The 13,161-nt window shown below is 67.6% G+C and carries 14 protein-coding genes; 3 read left to right on the top strand and 11 right to left on the bottom strand.

The window, feature by feature from the left end; translation table 11 throughout:
* Positions 1 to 85: 85 nt before the first annotated feature.
* On the top strand, positions 86 to 436 hold the full coding sequence (locus IRT45_RS01110; protein WP_369974845.1) for a metal-sensitive transcriptional regulator: 351 nt from the start codon (positions 86 to 88) through the stop codon (positions 434 to 436).
* A 62-nt stretch (positions 437 to 498) separates the two neighbouring features.
* On the opposite strand, the gene IRT45_RS01105 is transcribed toward IRT45_RS01110, so the two are convergent.
* Positions 499 to 1,344 (bottom strand): LLM class F420-dependent oxidoreductase, encoded by an 846-nt coding sequence (locus IRT45_RS01105; RefSeq protein ID WP_194803991.1) that lies wholly within the window; start codon positions 1,342 to 1,344, stop codon positions 499 to 501.
* 167 nt (positions 1,345 to 1,511) lie between these two features.
* On the opposite strand from IRT45_RS01105, the gene IRT45_RS01100 reads away from it, so the two are divergent.
* Positions 1,512 to 1,964: an Hsp20/alpha crystallin family protein gene (locus IRT45_RS01100; RefSeq protein WP_194803990.1), complete on the top strand. Its 453-nt coding sequence runs from the start codon at positions 1,512 to 1,514 to the stop codon at positions 1,962 to 1,964.
* Between the two features lie 253 nt (positions 1,965 to 2,217).
* On the opposite strand, the gene truA is transcribed toward IRT45_RS01100, so the two are convergent.
* From truA to IRT45_RS01055, 9 genes are all read right to left on the bottom strand, one after another.
* A complete protein-coding gene (gene truA / locus IRT45_RS01095; protein WP_194804090.1) occupies positions 2,218 to 3,147 on the bottom strand; it encodes a tRNA pseudouridine(38-40) synthase TruA in 930 nt (309 codons plus the stop codon).
* A gap of 117 nt (positions 3,148 to 3,264) precedes the next feature.
* Positions 3,265 to 3,804 (bottom strand): 50S ribosomal protein L17, encoded by a 540-nt coding sequence (gene rplQ, locus IRT45_RS01090; protein ID WP_194803989.1) that lies wholly within the window; start codon positions 3,802 to 3,804, stop codon positions 3,265 to 3,267.
* Between the two features lie 49 nt (positions 3,805 to 3,853).
* Positions 3,854 to 4,912, bottom strand: coding sequence for a DNA-directed RNA polymerase subunit alpha (locus IRT45_RS01085; protein WP_025347283.1), 1,059 nt, complete (start codon positions 4,910 to 4,912; stop codon positions 3,854 to 3,856).
* Positions 4,913 to 5,008: 96 nt separating this feature from the next.
* Positions 5,009 to 5,614 (bottom strand): 30S ribosomal protein S4, encoded by a 606-nt coding sequence (gene rpsD / locus IRT45_RS01080; RefSeq protein ID WP_194803988.1) that lies wholly within the window; start codon positions 5,612 to 5,614, stop codon positions 5,009 to 5,011.
* A gap of 21 nt (positions 5,615 to 5,635) precedes the next feature.
* Complete coding sequence (rpsK, locus tag IRT45_RS01075) at positions 5,636 to 6,049, bottom strand: 30S ribosomal protein S11 (RefSeq protein ID WP_025347281.1); 414 nt, start codon at positions 6,047 to 6,049, stop codon at positions 5,636 to 5,638.
* Positions 6,050 to 6,058: 9 nt separating this feature from the next.
* Positions 6,059 to 6,430: a 30S ribosomal protein S13 gene (rpsM, locus tag IRT45_RS01070; RefSeq protein ID WP_030513443.1), complete on the bottom strand. Its 372-nt coding sequence runs from the start codon at positions 6,428 to 6,430 to the stop codon at positions 6,059 to 6,061.
* A gap of 223 nt (positions 6,431 to 6,653) precedes the next feature.
* Positions 6,654 to 6,767 (bottom strand): 50S ribosomal protein L36, encoded by a 114-nt coding sequence (rpmJ, locus tag IRT45_RS01065; protein ID WP_025347279.1) that lies wholly within the window; start codon positions 6,765 to 6,767, stop codon positions 6,654 to 6,656.
* Positions 6,768 to 6,935: 168 nt separating this feature from the next.
* Positions 6,936 to 7,157 (bottom strand): translation initiation factor IF-1, encoded by a 222-nt coding sequence (gene infA / locus IRT45_RS01060; RefSeq protein WP_003418601.1) that lies wholly within the window; start codon positions 7,155 to 7,157, stop codon positions 6,936 to 6,938.
* Positions 7,158 to 7,398: 241 nt separating this feature from the next.
* Positions 7,399 to 8,667: an MFS transporter gene (locus IRT45_RS01055; RefSeq protein WP_194803987.1), complete on the bottom strand. Its 1,269-nt coding sequence runs from the start codon at positions 8,665 to 8,667 to the stop codon at positions 7,399 to 7,401.
* Between the two features lie 275 nt (positions 8,668 to 8,942).
* On the opposite strand from IRT45_RS01055, the gene IRT45_RS37675 reads away from it, so the two are divergent.
* Complete coding sequence (locus tag IRT45_RS37675; protein ID WP_309240746.1) at positions 8,943 to 12,140, top strand: AAA family ATPase; 3,198 nt, start codon at positions 8,943 to 8,945, stop codon at positions 12,138 to 12,140.
* Here the strand turns inward: IRT45_RS37675 and IRT45_RS01045 are convergent.
* A complete protein-coding gene (locus tag IRT45_RS01045; protein ID WP_194803986.1) occupies positions 12,134 to 13,126 on the bottom strand; it encodes a GlxA family transcriptional regulator in 993 nt (330 codons plus the stop codon). The genes IRT45_RS37675 and IRT45_RS01045 overlap by 7 nt on opposite strands.
* Positions 13,127 to 13,161 lie beyond the last annotated feature (35 nt).

Here is a 13,161-nt window from a genome sequence, read left to right as displayed (position 1 = left end):
CCCGCACCGGCTACCCTGACAGTACCCCTCCGATAATGTACCCTAGGGGGGTATGAACCACCAGGGCGGGAGCGAGGAAAAGCCGGTGAGCGAGGATCAGATCAACACGGTTCGGACGGCCGAGGCGGCCGCGCAGCCCGGGCACGACCACGCCACCCACGGCTATATCACCGCCAAGGACGACTACCTCAAGCGGCTGCGCCGGATCGAAGGGCAGGCGCGCGGCCTGCAGCGCATGGTCGAAGAGGAGAAGTACTGCATCGACATCCTCACCCAGGTTTCGGCCATGACCAAAGCCCTGCAGGCGGTGGCCATGGGCCTGCTGGAGGACCACATCAGTCACTGCGTGGTCGATGCCGCGGTTCAGGGCGGCCCCGAGGCCGATGCCAAGATCAAAGAAGCCACCGACGCCATCGCGCGGTTGGTGCGCTCCTGAGCGTCGGCGAGATCCCCCGCGACCGCCGCTGACATCGGCCGCGGCGGTCGCGGCGGAGACGATCAGACTCGCGCGGCGAGCGCCGGGGCCAGCTCCCGCAGCACCCCGATGTGGTCCTTGTCGGTGACCTGGATGGCGACCTGATCGGCGCCGGCCTTCAGATGTTCGACCAGCGCGTCGGCGATCCGATCGGCGGAGCCGTGCAGGGCCAGGGCGTCGATGAAACGATCGCTGCCGGGCGGAGTCAGATCCTCGTCATCGAAGCCCAGCCGACGCAGATTCGCCACGTAGTTGCGCAGGTTCAGGTAACCCTCCGTGCGCGGGCGGGCTGTCAGGCGGGCCTGGACCGGGTCGGTGCTGAACGAGATCTTGTGTTCGGGCACGAGCAGCGCATCGGGACCCAGAATTTCGCGAGCCTGCCGGGTGTGTTCGGCAGTCACGAGGTAGGGCAGCGCCCCCGCGGTGCGGTCGGCGGCCAGCTTCAGCACCCGCGGTCCGAGTGCCGCGAGCGCGAGCTGCTGTTTCGGGACGCCGTTGGCATCGAGGACGTCGACATAGTCGACGAGCGCGTCGTAGGGCTTGCGGAAATCCGAATCCTGCTCGGGATGCCCGGCGCCGAAGCCGAGGATGAAGCGGCCCGGGAAGCGCCGGTCGATGCGGTGGAACGACTCGGCCACCTGCTCGGCGGGCGCGGACCAGATATTGACGATGCTGGTGCCGACCGTCAGGGTCTCGGTCTCCTCGAGCAGCGCCTCCACGGCCGGTAGATCCGCCGGGGGCGAGCCGCCCAGCCACAATGTGCTGTAACCGAGACCCTCCAACTCACGAGCCTGCCCCGGTTCGAAGCCGGCGTAGTACCGCCAGACGCCGAATTTGCCGATATTCGTGGTTCGCGCACCCTCTGTCATAGTCGTTGCGAACTCCGTCGCTGGGGCGACTATTCCACCCGGCGCCGGAAAAATTCCCGGTTACACAATCTGGCACTCGTACGAAGAGAGTGCTAAATTTGGCATCGGACAGCTTCCGGCGCTCGCCGCCGAGGCGGGCGTCATCACTGGATATGGAGGTGATTCCTGTGCTGAGGTTCGACCCGTTCCACGACATCGACACCGTTGCCCGGCAGCTCTTGGGGGATGCCGCCGGAACCACACGCGCGCCGCGTTTCATGCCGATGGATCTGTTCAAGGCCGGTGACCACTACGTCCTCAATGCCGATCTCCCGGGTGTCGATCCCGGTTCGGTCGACGTGAGCGTGGACAACGGCACCCTGACGCTGAAGGCGCAGCGCAGCCTGCCCGGTGACGAGCACGTGCAATGGATCGCGTCGGAACGATTCGCGGGAACGTACATGCGCCAGCTGTCGCTCGGCGAAGGCATCGATACCGACAACATCAGCGCCACCTACAACGACGGCGTGCTGTCGGTGACCCTGCCGATCGCCGAGAAGGCCAAGCCGCGGCGCATCGAGATCGGCGGCATGGGCCGCGGCCCGAAGACCATCGAGGCCGGGCGTTCCGAGGGCACCTGACCGGCCGACCGGGCCGTCCAGCCACTGCGTGCCCGCGCCCCGGCAACGGGTGAGAGCGTAACCCTCACAACACTGTTCACCGGTCGAAGGTGGCCGGTCGACGCGGGCGAAACCAGAGGTTCACCGTGGCGACGAAGGAGGTGAGAACGCGCGACCCTCGAATAGCGACTGCGTGCTGCCCCGCGATCTCGCGGGGCAGCCGCCTGTCCGGCCCGCCGCGGAACCGGGGGACGACCGGGGCGCGATCAGCGGTTCAGTCGCCGCAACACCCCTCGGCGGACGGAATCGTCCGCATCTCACGGGTTTCGGCGTTGCGGGCGGCCAGATCCGCGTCGGCCGGATAGTCGACTGCGATCAAACTCAGGCCGTGGGCCGGGGCCACGGTGACCGAACTGGACCGTTCCCGCTCCGCGAGAAGGCTTTCCACCCACTCCGGAGTACGGCGCCCCTCTCCCACCGCGAGTACCGCGCCGACCAGACTGCGAACCATGGACCAGCAGAAGGCGTCGGCGCTGACGTAGGCGGTCAGCATGGTGGCTTCGCGTTCGGGGCCCCCGAGCGCGCCGCCGCCGTGGCTCGAACCGGCGGCACCGATTCGAGCCACGCCGGGATGACCGAGCGGCGTCGTCACCCACTCGAAGCGCTGTAGTTCGCGGACCGTCGTCGCACCTTCGCGCCGACGGCAGAACGCGGCGAAATCGTGCAGCCCCAACAGCTTTCGCGATGCCTCACGCATGGCGTCGAGATCGACGCCGGGGCGGCAGGCGACCACACTGCGAGCCAGTAGCGGCGGAGCCCCGTAGGGCGCGGTGGTGAGCCGGTACGCGTAGTGGCGGCGGATCGCGGAGAAGCGGGCGTCGAATTCCGGTGGGGCCGAGCGGATTCCGGTGACCCGCACATCCTTCGGCAGGAAGCGCGCCAGCCGGTGCAGCAGCTTGTCGTAGTCGGGCAGCGCGGTCGTGTCGAAATGCGCGACCTGCCCTTCGGCGTGGACACCGGCGTCGGTCCGGCCGGCCACCGTCAGCTGAATCGGTTCGCGCAGGACCTTGCTCAGCGACTCCTCCAGCACACCCTGCACGGTCCGCAGGCCGGGCTGGCGGGCCCAGCCGGTGAAATCGGTACCGTCGTAGGCGATAGCGAGCCGTACTCGAACCGCAACCGAGGTTGCCGCCGGATCCTGCATGGTCACAGCCAATTCCTGGTTAACATGAGCGAAGCCCGCCGACCCGGAGGGGACGGCGGGCTCACTCGTGAATTCCCGACGCAGATCGAGAGGTCCCCGCACATGGCGGGGACCAACTCATTCCGCCTTGTCCTCGGCGGGAGCCTCGGTGGACTCCGCCTCGGCGGCCTCGTCGGCCTTCGCCTCAGCAGCCTCGTCGGCCTTCGCCTCGGTGGCCTCGTCGGCCTTGTCCTCCGCGACCTCGGACTTGGCCTGCTGGGCGGCGACCCGGCGAGCGCGATCGGCCTCGTTGGTCACGGTCTTCTCCCGGACCAGCTCGATGATCGCCATCGGCGCGTTGTCACCCTTGCGGGGCACGGTCTTGATGATGCGGGTGTAGCCACCCTCGCGGCCCTCGAACGACGGTCCGATGTTCGCGAAGAGCTCGTGCAGGACATCCTTGTTGCGGATGACCTTGAGCACCTCGCGGCGATCGGCCAGCGTACCGGCCTTGGCCTTGGTGACCAGCTTCTCGGCGTAGGGGCGCAGCGCCTTGGCCTTGGCCTCGGTGGTCGTGATCCGACCGTGCTCGAAGAGCGCCGTGGCCAGATTGGCGAAGATCGCCTTCTGGTGCGACGCCGACCCGCCGAAGCGAGCACCCTTCTTGGGCTTGGGCATTGGTTGTTCTCCTTAGGAAAGGCCGAGCGGGGCTGCCACCCCGGAAGGCCTAGAGCTGTTCGGTCTCGGCGTAGTCCTGCTCGCCGTTGTCGGTATCGCCGAAGGAGCCGCTGTCACTCCAGGTTCCGGTGGCGGCGTCGTAACCGACGACGCTCGACGGATCGAAGGAGGCCGGGCTGTCCTTCAACGACAGGCCGAGCGAATGCAGCTTGACCTTCACCTCGTCGATGGACTTCTGGCCGAAGTTGCGGATGTCCAGCAGATCCGATTCGGTCCGCGCAACCAGCTCACCGACGGTGTGCACACCCTCGCGCTTGAGGCAGTTGTACGAACGCACGGTGAGGTCCAGGTCCTCGATCGGCAGCGCGAACGAGGCGATGTGATCCGCCTCGGCCGGGCTCGGCCCGATCTCGATACCCTCGGCCTCCACGTTCAGCTCGCGCGCCAGGCCGAACAGCTCGACCAGGGTCTTACCGGCCGACGCCAGCGCATCCCGCGGGGAGATCGAGTTCTTGGTCTCGACGTCCAGGATGAGCCGGTCGAAGTCGGTGCGCTGCTCGACACGGGTGGCCTCGACCTTGTAGGTCACCTTCAGCACCGGCGAGTAGATCGAATCCACCGGGATCCGGCCGATTTCCGCACCCGAGGCCTTGTTCTGCACAGCCGGGACGTAACCGCGACCGCGCTCGACGACGAGCTCGATCTCCAGCTTGCCCTTGTCGTTCAGGGTGGCGATGTGCATGTCCGGGTTGTGCACGGTCACACCGGCCGGGGGAACGATGTCACCGGCGGTGACGGTGCCCGGACCCTGCTTGCGCACGTACATGGTGACCGGCTCGTCCTCTTCGGACGACACGACCAGGCCCTTGAGGTTCAGGATGATGTCGGTGACGTCTTCCTTCACACCCGGGACGGTGGTGAACTCGTGCAGCACGCCGTCGATACGGATGCTGGTCACCGCGGCCCCCGGAATCGAGGACAGCAGGGTACGGCGCAGCGAATTGCCGAGGGTGTAACCGAAGCCCGGCTCGAGCGGTTCGATGGTGAACTTCGAGCGGTTCTCGGCCAAAACCTCTTCGGCCAGTGTGGGTCGCTGTGAAATCAGCATGAGGATCTCCTCCTTCAGGGGCGCCCGCTATTTGACGCCCACGAACTGGGGTGTGGGTGAACACGTTCGCGCTCACCCACCAGCAGCACGAACGGCTTACTTCGAGTAGTACTCGACGATGAGCTGTTCGTTCAGCGGCACATCGATCTGCGCGCGTTCCGGGAGCTGGTGGACCAGGATCCGCAGCCGGTTCGGAACGACCTGCAGCCAGCCCACGTTCGGGCGGTCGCCGATGGTCTCGCGAGCGACCTGGAACGGCAGCGTCGGCAGCGACTTCTCCTTGACATCGATGATGTCGTACTGGGAGACCTGGAAGCTGGGGACGTCGACCTTGCGGTTGTTCACCAGGAAGTGGCCGTGCGAGACCAGCTGGCGGGCCTGGCGGCGGGTCCGGGCCAGACCGGCGCGGTACACGACGTTGTCCAGACGCGACTCGAGCAGCTGCAGCATGTTGTCGCCGGTCTTACCCTTGCGACGGTTCGCCTCTTCGTAGTAGCGGCGGAACTGCTTCTCCATGACGCCGTAGGTGAAGCGGGCCTTCTGCTTCTCCTGCAGCTGGAGCAGGTACTCGCTCTCCTTGATCCGCGCGCGGCCGTGCTGGCCGGGCGGGTAGGGACGACGCTCGAACGCCTGGTCGCCTCCGACGAGGTCGACACGCAGACGACGCGACTTGCGGGTGATGGGGCCTGTATAACGAGCCATTTTTCGCTAAATCCTTTCCCGCTAGACGCGACGCCGCTTGGGCGGACGGCAGCCGTTGTGCGGCTGCGGGGTGACGTCGGAGATCGTGCCCACCTCGAGGCCGGCGGCCTGCAGCGAGCGGATCGCGGTCTCACGGCCCGAACCCGGACCCTTGACGAACACGTCGACCTTCTTGACGCCGTTCTCCTGCGCCTTGCGGGCGGCGTTCTCGGCGGCGAGCTGCGCGGCGAACGGGGTCGACTTACGCGAACCCTTGAAGCCGACGTGGCCCGACGACGCCCACGAGATCACGTTGCCCTCGGGGTCGGTGATCGAGACGATCGTGTTGTTGAACGTGGACTTGATGTGCGCGTGGCCGTGCGGAACGTTCTTCTTGTCCCGGCGACGCGCCTTCTGGGACTTCTTGGGGCCGGAGGCCCGACTCTTCGGAGGCATCGGTTATCCCTACTTCTTCTTGCCGGCGACGGTCTTCTTCGGACCCTTGCGCGTGCGCGCATTGGTCTTGGTCCGCTGTCCGCGCACCGGCAGGTGGCGGCGGTGGCGGATGCCCTGGTAGCAGCCGATCTCGATCTTGCGGCGGATGTCGGCCTGCACCTCACGGCGCAGGTCACCTTCGACCTTGAACTCCGACGCCTCGATGTAATCGCGCAACCGGGTGACGTCGTCGTCGCTGAGATCCTTCGACCGCAGGTCGGGGCTGACGCCGGTGGCGTCCAGGATCTCCTTGGCGCGGGTACGACCGATGCCGAAAATGTAGGTCAGCGCGATCTCCATGCGCTTCTCGCGCGGGAGATCGACGCCCATCAGACGTGCCATGTGGCAGCTTCCTTAACTGTTGCGGAGGTCTGCTCCCTGTCCGTCCCCTCGAATGGGGCCCCGGCCTCCGTTCCGGGGGTAGGTCGTCCGTCCGCTCTCCGCTCGTTTCCGAGGCGGCGAGCTCGCCGACGGCGACTGGCGCTGGGAGGTCTTCTTTTCTGTGCCAATCCGAACTGCGTTCGGTGCTTGGCTGGTGAACCCCTGCGTCGGGGTGCAGTCCAGGTCAGCCCTGACGCTGCTTGTGACGCAGGTTGTCGCAGATCACCATGACCCGGCCGTTACGGCGGATCACCTTGCACTTCTCGCAGATCTTCTTGACGCTCGGCTGAACCTTCACGTCCGTCCAATCTGGTTGTGGTTCACACGGGTGTGAACACAGGTGTTCCCCAGTCGTATGACTGGGGAAGTCTTTTGTCGCAGATCCCGAGGCCAGGACCCCGAAATACCACGAGAGTTCCGGAGCCGAGGCTCCCGAACTCCCTCCGGGGATCGCTCCCCGGAAAACTCACTTGTAGCGGTAGACGATGCGACCGCGGGACAGGTCGTAAGGAGAAAGCTCCACGACCACGCGGTCCTCGGGCAGGATGCGGATGTAGTGCTGACGCATCTTGCCGCTGATGTGCGCGAGAACCTTGTGACCGTTCTCCAGCTCGATGCGGAACATCGCATTCGGCAGTGGCTCGACAACTCGACCCTCGACCTCGATGGCCCCGTCTTTCTTCGCCATATCCTCCGCGATCCCGCTTACGCTGAAACCCTGTGTGGTCTCAACTCTTCGGCTAGCTTGTCACTGCAGTTACCGGTGCACTCCAGTCGACCCGGTGCCATACTCTTCGTAGTCACATGCGGACGTGCAGTCACAGGAACTACGCGCATTCGCATGAACACAGACGTCGGGCAGGTGCACCGCCGACCAAGCTTACCCGTGCGCCCACGATCCGGCCAAATGCGGTCCCCTCGTGCCGTCGCTAGTGGTCGGCGAGCGGGCCGCGCCCAGTGAGCGGGCCCCACACCGCGATCAATCCGAGCATCAGCACCAGCGCGATCGTGATGACCGTGAACACCGTGCCGGGACCGTGGCTGTCCAGCAGCGGAAGCAGCAGGAACGGCTGGACGGCGGTGCTCAGTTTCGACAGAGAATAGGCCGTGCCCGAGGCGGTGCCACGCACGGTCGTGGGAAACGACTCCGGCAGATACGTGTGCAGGGCATTGGAGAAGACGTTGCTCGCCAGGGTGAATAGGCCGCCCGACAGCAGGATCAGCGGCACGCTCGTGGCGAATCCGAAGATCAGGCCGAACAGTGCCATCAGCGCGGCCGACGCCATCACCAGATATTTGCGCTCGATGCGCTCGATCAGCGGAATGGACAGCAGCGAACCCAGCGGATAGCCGAGGTAGGTGACGGTCAGATAGCCGAGGGAGTTCACCACCGTGAACCCCTTGTGCTGCAACACCAGCACCGCCAGCGTGCCGAAACCGTAGTAGCCGAAGACCTGCAGGATCATCACCGCGGAGAACAGCAGGGTGCGGCCGCGGTTGGCGCCGCGCAGGATTTCGGTGAACGACACCTTCGCCCTGGTGGTCGCGGCCTTGTCGTGCTGGGCCTGCCAGTGCGGCGATTCGGGCATGTGCCGACGGGCGACGAACACCAGCGCGGCGCCGAGGCCGCCGAAGACGAACAGCCAGCGCCAGCCGTCGGTGCCGAACGGTTCCAGCGGAACCAGCCACCGAGCCAGGAATCCGACGGTCGGCACCGCGCAGAAGCCGATGGTGTAGGCGATGGCGATCATCCGGCCGCGGACCTGCGGCGGCATCACCTCCGACAGGTAGGTGTCGGAGACGGTCATCTCCGCGCCGATGCCGAGTCCGGCGAGCACGCGGGTCGCCATCAGGAACCAGACGTTGGGGCTGAACGCGCCGAGCAGGGTGAACCCGGCGTACACCCCGATATTGATCATGAACATCCGGCGCCGGCCGAAGAGGTCCGAGAGCCGGCCGATGACCAGGGCGCCGAGGAATTGGCCCACGAAGGCCGAGGCGAGGATGCCGCTCAACTGATAGGTCGACAGCGCCAGTTGCTGCTTCAGCACGCCGGTGATGGTGCCGGCGAGGAACAGTTCGTAGAGATCGAAGAACAGGCCCAGACCGACCAGGGCGACGAGCTTGCGATGAACCGGCCGGACGGGAAGTTCGCCCAACCGGGCCGCGCGGGGATCATCGCCCGCGGTGATTGCCATTTCGATACGCTCCCGACTCGCAAATAAGGGGCAACCGAACCCGCCGGCAGGCGGCGCGGCGCGTCGTCCGACCGGCTCGTCGGCTGTGGGTAGGACGCCCGTCACGGCCGATAGCCCTCGCGTAAACTACCGGCTGTCCAGGAAATCGGTCCAGCAGATCCCAGGGGGACACCCGTGAGCGTGCGCAGCGAGCGAATTACGGACGCAGCGCCCTCGAACCCGATCGGCACGATCCTCGGCGAGGCCCCGACCACGAACCGCGGTGAGGTACTGCCGTGAGTCGCAACAACAACGATCTGCCCATGCTGCCTCCGTGGCTGTCGGAGAGCGACGTCACGCAGACGGGCTACGAAGCGCCGGTCGAGAACCTTCCGCACGAGGAATACATCCCGGAGGACAACGGTCCGCGGCGGTTGTTCTCCCGCAAATCCGACGATCGGGCGGAGTCCGACAAGAAGGAGTCCGACCGGAAGTGGCGCAAGTCCCGCCGCAAGGACAAGGCAGATGCCGAGCCGGCCGTCGGTGAGGGGTCGCCGTCGTGGGGGCCGCCCGATACCGCCCGGCCGCAGGGCGATGCGCAGCCCGGGCCGGAATCCTTGCGCGGCAACGGTTCTCAGGGCTCCGATTCCGCACCGTGGCAGCAGCAGACACCCGAGGGCTACCGTCCGGACGGCATCCAGGGTGTGATCCCGGCCGACTTCCGTGCGCAGCAACAGAATCAGTTCGCGCAGCCACCGGCACAGCCGCAACCGCCGATGCCGCAGCAGCCGCCGGGGCCGTGGAATTCGTCGCCATCGACGCCGCCTCATCCCACGGGGGAAACGCCGCGCATTCCCGCACAGCCGCCGACCGCAAATTCCTCGTCCACTCCAGCAGCGCCGTCGCGCCACGACTTCGGCCGACCGCCCGGGACCGCACAGCCGAATCCTGCTGCGGTGCCGCCGGAACCGACCACGCCACCTCCGAATCAGCCGCCCGGCCCCCTCCCTTCCGAGCCGCTGTCCGGCGAGCGCCCTCCCGCACCACCGCAGGCTTCCGCCCGCCCACCGATTCCGCCCGCACCGCAACACCTGTCGAGCGCTGGTGTCCCGGCCGCCGACGGCGCGGACGCGGAGATGACCGTGCGGGTGACGCGGCGGCCCGACCTGCCGCCACCGCCCCAGCAGTCGGCCCCCACTCCGCCGCCGCTGCCCGAATGGCCGGATCCGGCTCCCCCGACCCGATCCGGTCCGCCGCCGCGCCTGGGCGTGCCGGAGGGATATGAGAGTGCGTCGTCGGACGCGAACAGGGCTGGTACACAACAACCTTCGTCCGCGTCGAACTACACCGCGTCCGCCCCGGCCGCAGATGCGCTGGGCCTGCCGCAGCAGTCGGCGGACACACGACCCGCCTCGGTCGATATACCCGCCGGTACCGCTGCCCCGGCGCCGGCCGACGTTCCCGCACACGGATCGGCGAGCATCCCTGTCGGGTCGGCCCCGGACGCGAGTGGTCCAGCCGAGAAGGCGAACGCTGAGACTTCGGGCGTCGCGGAGGCGGCACCCGCGTGGCTCGGCCGTGCGACGGAGTCCTCGCCTGCGCCGGGCGAATCCGCACCCCGGCGCGACGACGCTACGGAGGCGTCGGTCGCGCATCGACCGACCGGGGATTCGGGCGCGCCCGGCGAGACCGCGGTAGCGAATACCTCTGGCGCGGATCTGCCCGTCGCAGCGGACGATACGGGGCATGGTGGCACCGGCACCTGGGATGCCTTCGCAGCCGGCAACGCCGCAGTTCCGCACGGCGCCGCGGCCGCTGGCGATTCGACTTCCGGTACGCGGCCTCTTCATCCGCCGACGGTGGGAGCCCATGCGCCGGAAAGTGATTCGGGTGCGTCGTCGGTGGTCGGCGGTGTCGGGTTCTACGGCGCCGGTAACGCGGACAGCGGTACGGCCGGTTCGGCGGGGCAACAGTGGAGCGGGCGGCATCGGCTCGCCTCCGAGCCGGTGGCGGCACAGGATCCCGGCGTGCGGCCCGGACCGGATGCGGGTGCCGCCGCGTGGAACGGCGCCGACGCGGCATCAGCGCAGTCCGAAGCGCGGCCGCAGACGCCCCACGCCGCGGGCCCACAGTACGGCGCGGCGCCACAGACACCGCAGTATCAGCAGCCGCCCACTGCGGAATTCGGTACGCACACAGCACATTCCGGCCCGATGCCGCCAGCTCCGAATGCCGAATCGGCGATGGTCGCCGGTCCCCAGGGCATGTCGCAGCCTCGGATTCCCCAGGCGGCCCCGGACGCACAGTGGCACAGCGCACCGCAACCGCCGCCACAGGTGCCGGGTCCGGCGACCGGTCCCGAACAGCAGTGGGCGGCACGGCAGGCGGATCAGTATTCCCAGCCGCAGCAGTACGCTCAGCCGAATCCGTATATGCCGGGGCAGCAGGCCGCTTCGCCCGAGCAGTATCAGCACGCCCCCAATCCGCAGGCCCATCAGCAGCAGGCGCAGTATCAGCAGTACCAGCAGGGTCAGCCGCCGCAGCAGTATCCACCGAACGGCGTGACGCCCTCGCTCGAGGATGTGCCGATGCGCCGGGCGAAGAAGGCCCCCGGATCGGGCTGGCGGCGCGCGGTGCACCACATGTCGGGCGGCGCCATCAATCCGGGTATGTCCGCGGAGGAGCTGCGCCTGCAGGAACTGGTGGCGCGCATCCGGCAGCCGGTGCGCGGCGACTACCGCATCGCCACCCTGTCCCTGAAGGGCGGTGTCGGCAAGACCACCACCACCATGGGCATCGGCTCGATCTTCGCCTCCATCCGCGGTGACCGCGTGATCGCCGTCGACGCCAACCCGGACTTCGGCACACTGTCGCAACGGGTGCCGCTGCAGACCCGCTCCACGGTGCGGGACCTGTTGCTGGATCAGCAGATTCGCAGTTACGGCGACGTACGCCGGCACACCTCGCAGGCCACCAGCCGGCTGGAAGTGCTGGCCAGCGAACGTGATCCGGCGGCATCGGAATCGTTCAGCGAGGACGAGTACCGCCAGGTGCTGCGCGTGCTGCAGCGGTTCTACAACATCATCCTCACCGATTGTGGTACCGGACTGATGCATTCGGCGATGGCGGGTGTGCTGGATCTGGCGCATTCGCTGGTGCTGATCTCGTCGTCGGCGATCGACGGCGCCCGCAGCGCGGCGGCGACGCTGGACTGGCTCTCGCTGCACGGGCACGATCACCTGGTGCGCAATGCCGTCGTGGTGATCAACCTGCCGCGCGAGGGGTCACCGAATGTGGCGATTCAGCATCTGCGCGAGTACTTCCTGGCCCGGTGCCGCGCCGTGCACGTGATCCCGTACGACCCGCATCTGGCCGAGGGCGCCGAGATCGACCTGGCCCGGCTGCACAAGAACACCAAGCGTGCGCTGGTGGAACTGGCGGCGACGGTGGCCGACGATTTCGCCACCGACCATCGGCGGTTCGGCGGTTACTGAGTGCCGCTGTCCTGCCAGGCCATCGGGGTCGCCCGGATCTCGGCGATGCTGCGGCCGCGGCGGCGCCGGAACAGTCCGCGCAGGGTGCCGGCATTGAGATAGCCGACCCGCGCGGCGACCGCCTCCACGGTGGCATTGGTGGTGCGCAGCAGCCGGGTGGCGCGCTCGAGGCGGATTTCGTTCACGAAGTCCCGTGGTGACATTCCGATTTCGGCCTGTGTCGCACGCTGCAGGCTGCGGACGGTGACACCGAGTTCGCGGGCGGCGTCGGTGATCAGGAACTGCTCGGCGATATGTCCGCGCACCCAGCGTTCGAAGGCCGCGACCAGTGAATTCCCGCGCGCGATCACCTGGGGAACGATGTAGTCGCGTTGCTCGCCTCCGCTGCCGGCCAGCAGCATCCGGGCCGCACGTTCGGCTTGGGCGGGACTGCGTCCGGCCACCGTGGCCAATGCGAGGTCGAGATGGGCCAGGGCCGCCGCGGCCGTCGCGATGTGACCGGAGCGGCACAGGATGCGTCCCTCGTCCAGATCGACGTTCGGATAGCGGCGGCGGAAGGCCGGGCCGAGCCACCAGCTCGTCGTCGCGGGCAGCCCGTCGAGCACCCCGGCCTCGGCGAGGAAGAAGGTTCCGGTGCACGCGGCGGCCAACGGCGTCCCCGCCAGGTGTGCCTGCGAAATGCGCTCCAGTACCGGCCGATTGGCAGGCGCGGCGATCAGGTCGACCACCGCGTCCGCATCCATCGCGAGCACGGCGGGCACGATGATCGGGCCGATGTCGCCGGGCACCTCGGCCAACGGTGTGGTCGGGATGAGATGGCCGTGGCCGGAGCGGACGCTGCCGCCGAGCGCGACGGTGTGTACTCGCCACGGTTCGGGCTCCAGCTCCGGATCGTCGACGAGCGAGTTCGCCGTGTTGAAGACCTCCAGCACGGCGGCGAGACCGAGGTCGCCGACACCGTCCACGACGAATACCGCCACATCCATGTCGCAAACAGTACTGAATGCGTCGGATACGACAC

Source organism: Nocardia sp. BSTN01 (assembly GCF_015354405.1).
GTDB lineage: Bacteria > Actinomycetota > Actinomycetes > Mycobacteriales > Mycobacteriaceae > Nocardia.
Note: the sequence above shows the minus strand (reverse complement) of the source record. Positions and strands in the feature narration are given on the sequence as shown.

Bases quoted from the DNA above. Each gene is read 5' to 3' on its own strand.
- IRT45_RS01105 (WP_194803991.1), bottom strand. From the start codon at position 1,344: ATGACAGAGGGTGCGCGAACCACGAATATCGGCAAATTCGGCGTCTGG.
- truA (WP_194804090.1), bottom strand. From the start codon at position 3,147: ATGCAGGATCCGGCGGCAACCTCGGTTGCGGTTCGAGTACGGCTCGCT.
- rplQ (WP_194803989.1), bottom strand. From the start codon at position 3,804: ATGCCCAAGCCCAAGAAGGGTGCTCGCTTCGGCGGGTCGGCGTCGCAC.
- IRT45_RS01085 (WP_025347283.1), bottom strand. From the start codon at position 4,912: ATGCTGATTTCACAGCGACCCACACTGGCCGAAGAGGTTTTGGCCGAG.
- rpsD (WP_194803988.1), bottom strand. From the start codon at position 5,614: ATGGCTCGTTATACAGGCCCCATCACCCGCAAGTCGCGTCGTCTGCGT.
- rpsK (WP_025347281.1), bottom strand. From the start codon at position 6,049: ATGCCTCCGAAGAGTCGGGCCTCCGGCCCCAAGAAGTCCCAGAAGGCG.
- rpsM (WP_030513443.1), bottom strand. From the start codon at position 6,430: ATGGCACGTCTGATGGGCGTCGATCTCCCGCGCGAGAAGCGCATGGAG.
- infA (WP_003418601.1), bottom strand. From the start codon at position 7,157: ATGGCGAAGAAAGACGGGGCCATCGAGGTCGAGGGTCGAGTTGTCGAG.
- IRT45_RS01055 (WP_194803987.1), bottom strand. From the start codon at position 8,667: ATGGCAATCACCGCGGGCGATGATCCCCGCGCGGCCCGGTTGGGCGAA.
- IRT45_RS01045 (WP_194803986.1), bottom strand. From the start codon at position 13,126: ATGGATGTGGCGGTATTCGTCGTGGACGGTGTCGGCGACCTCGGTCTC.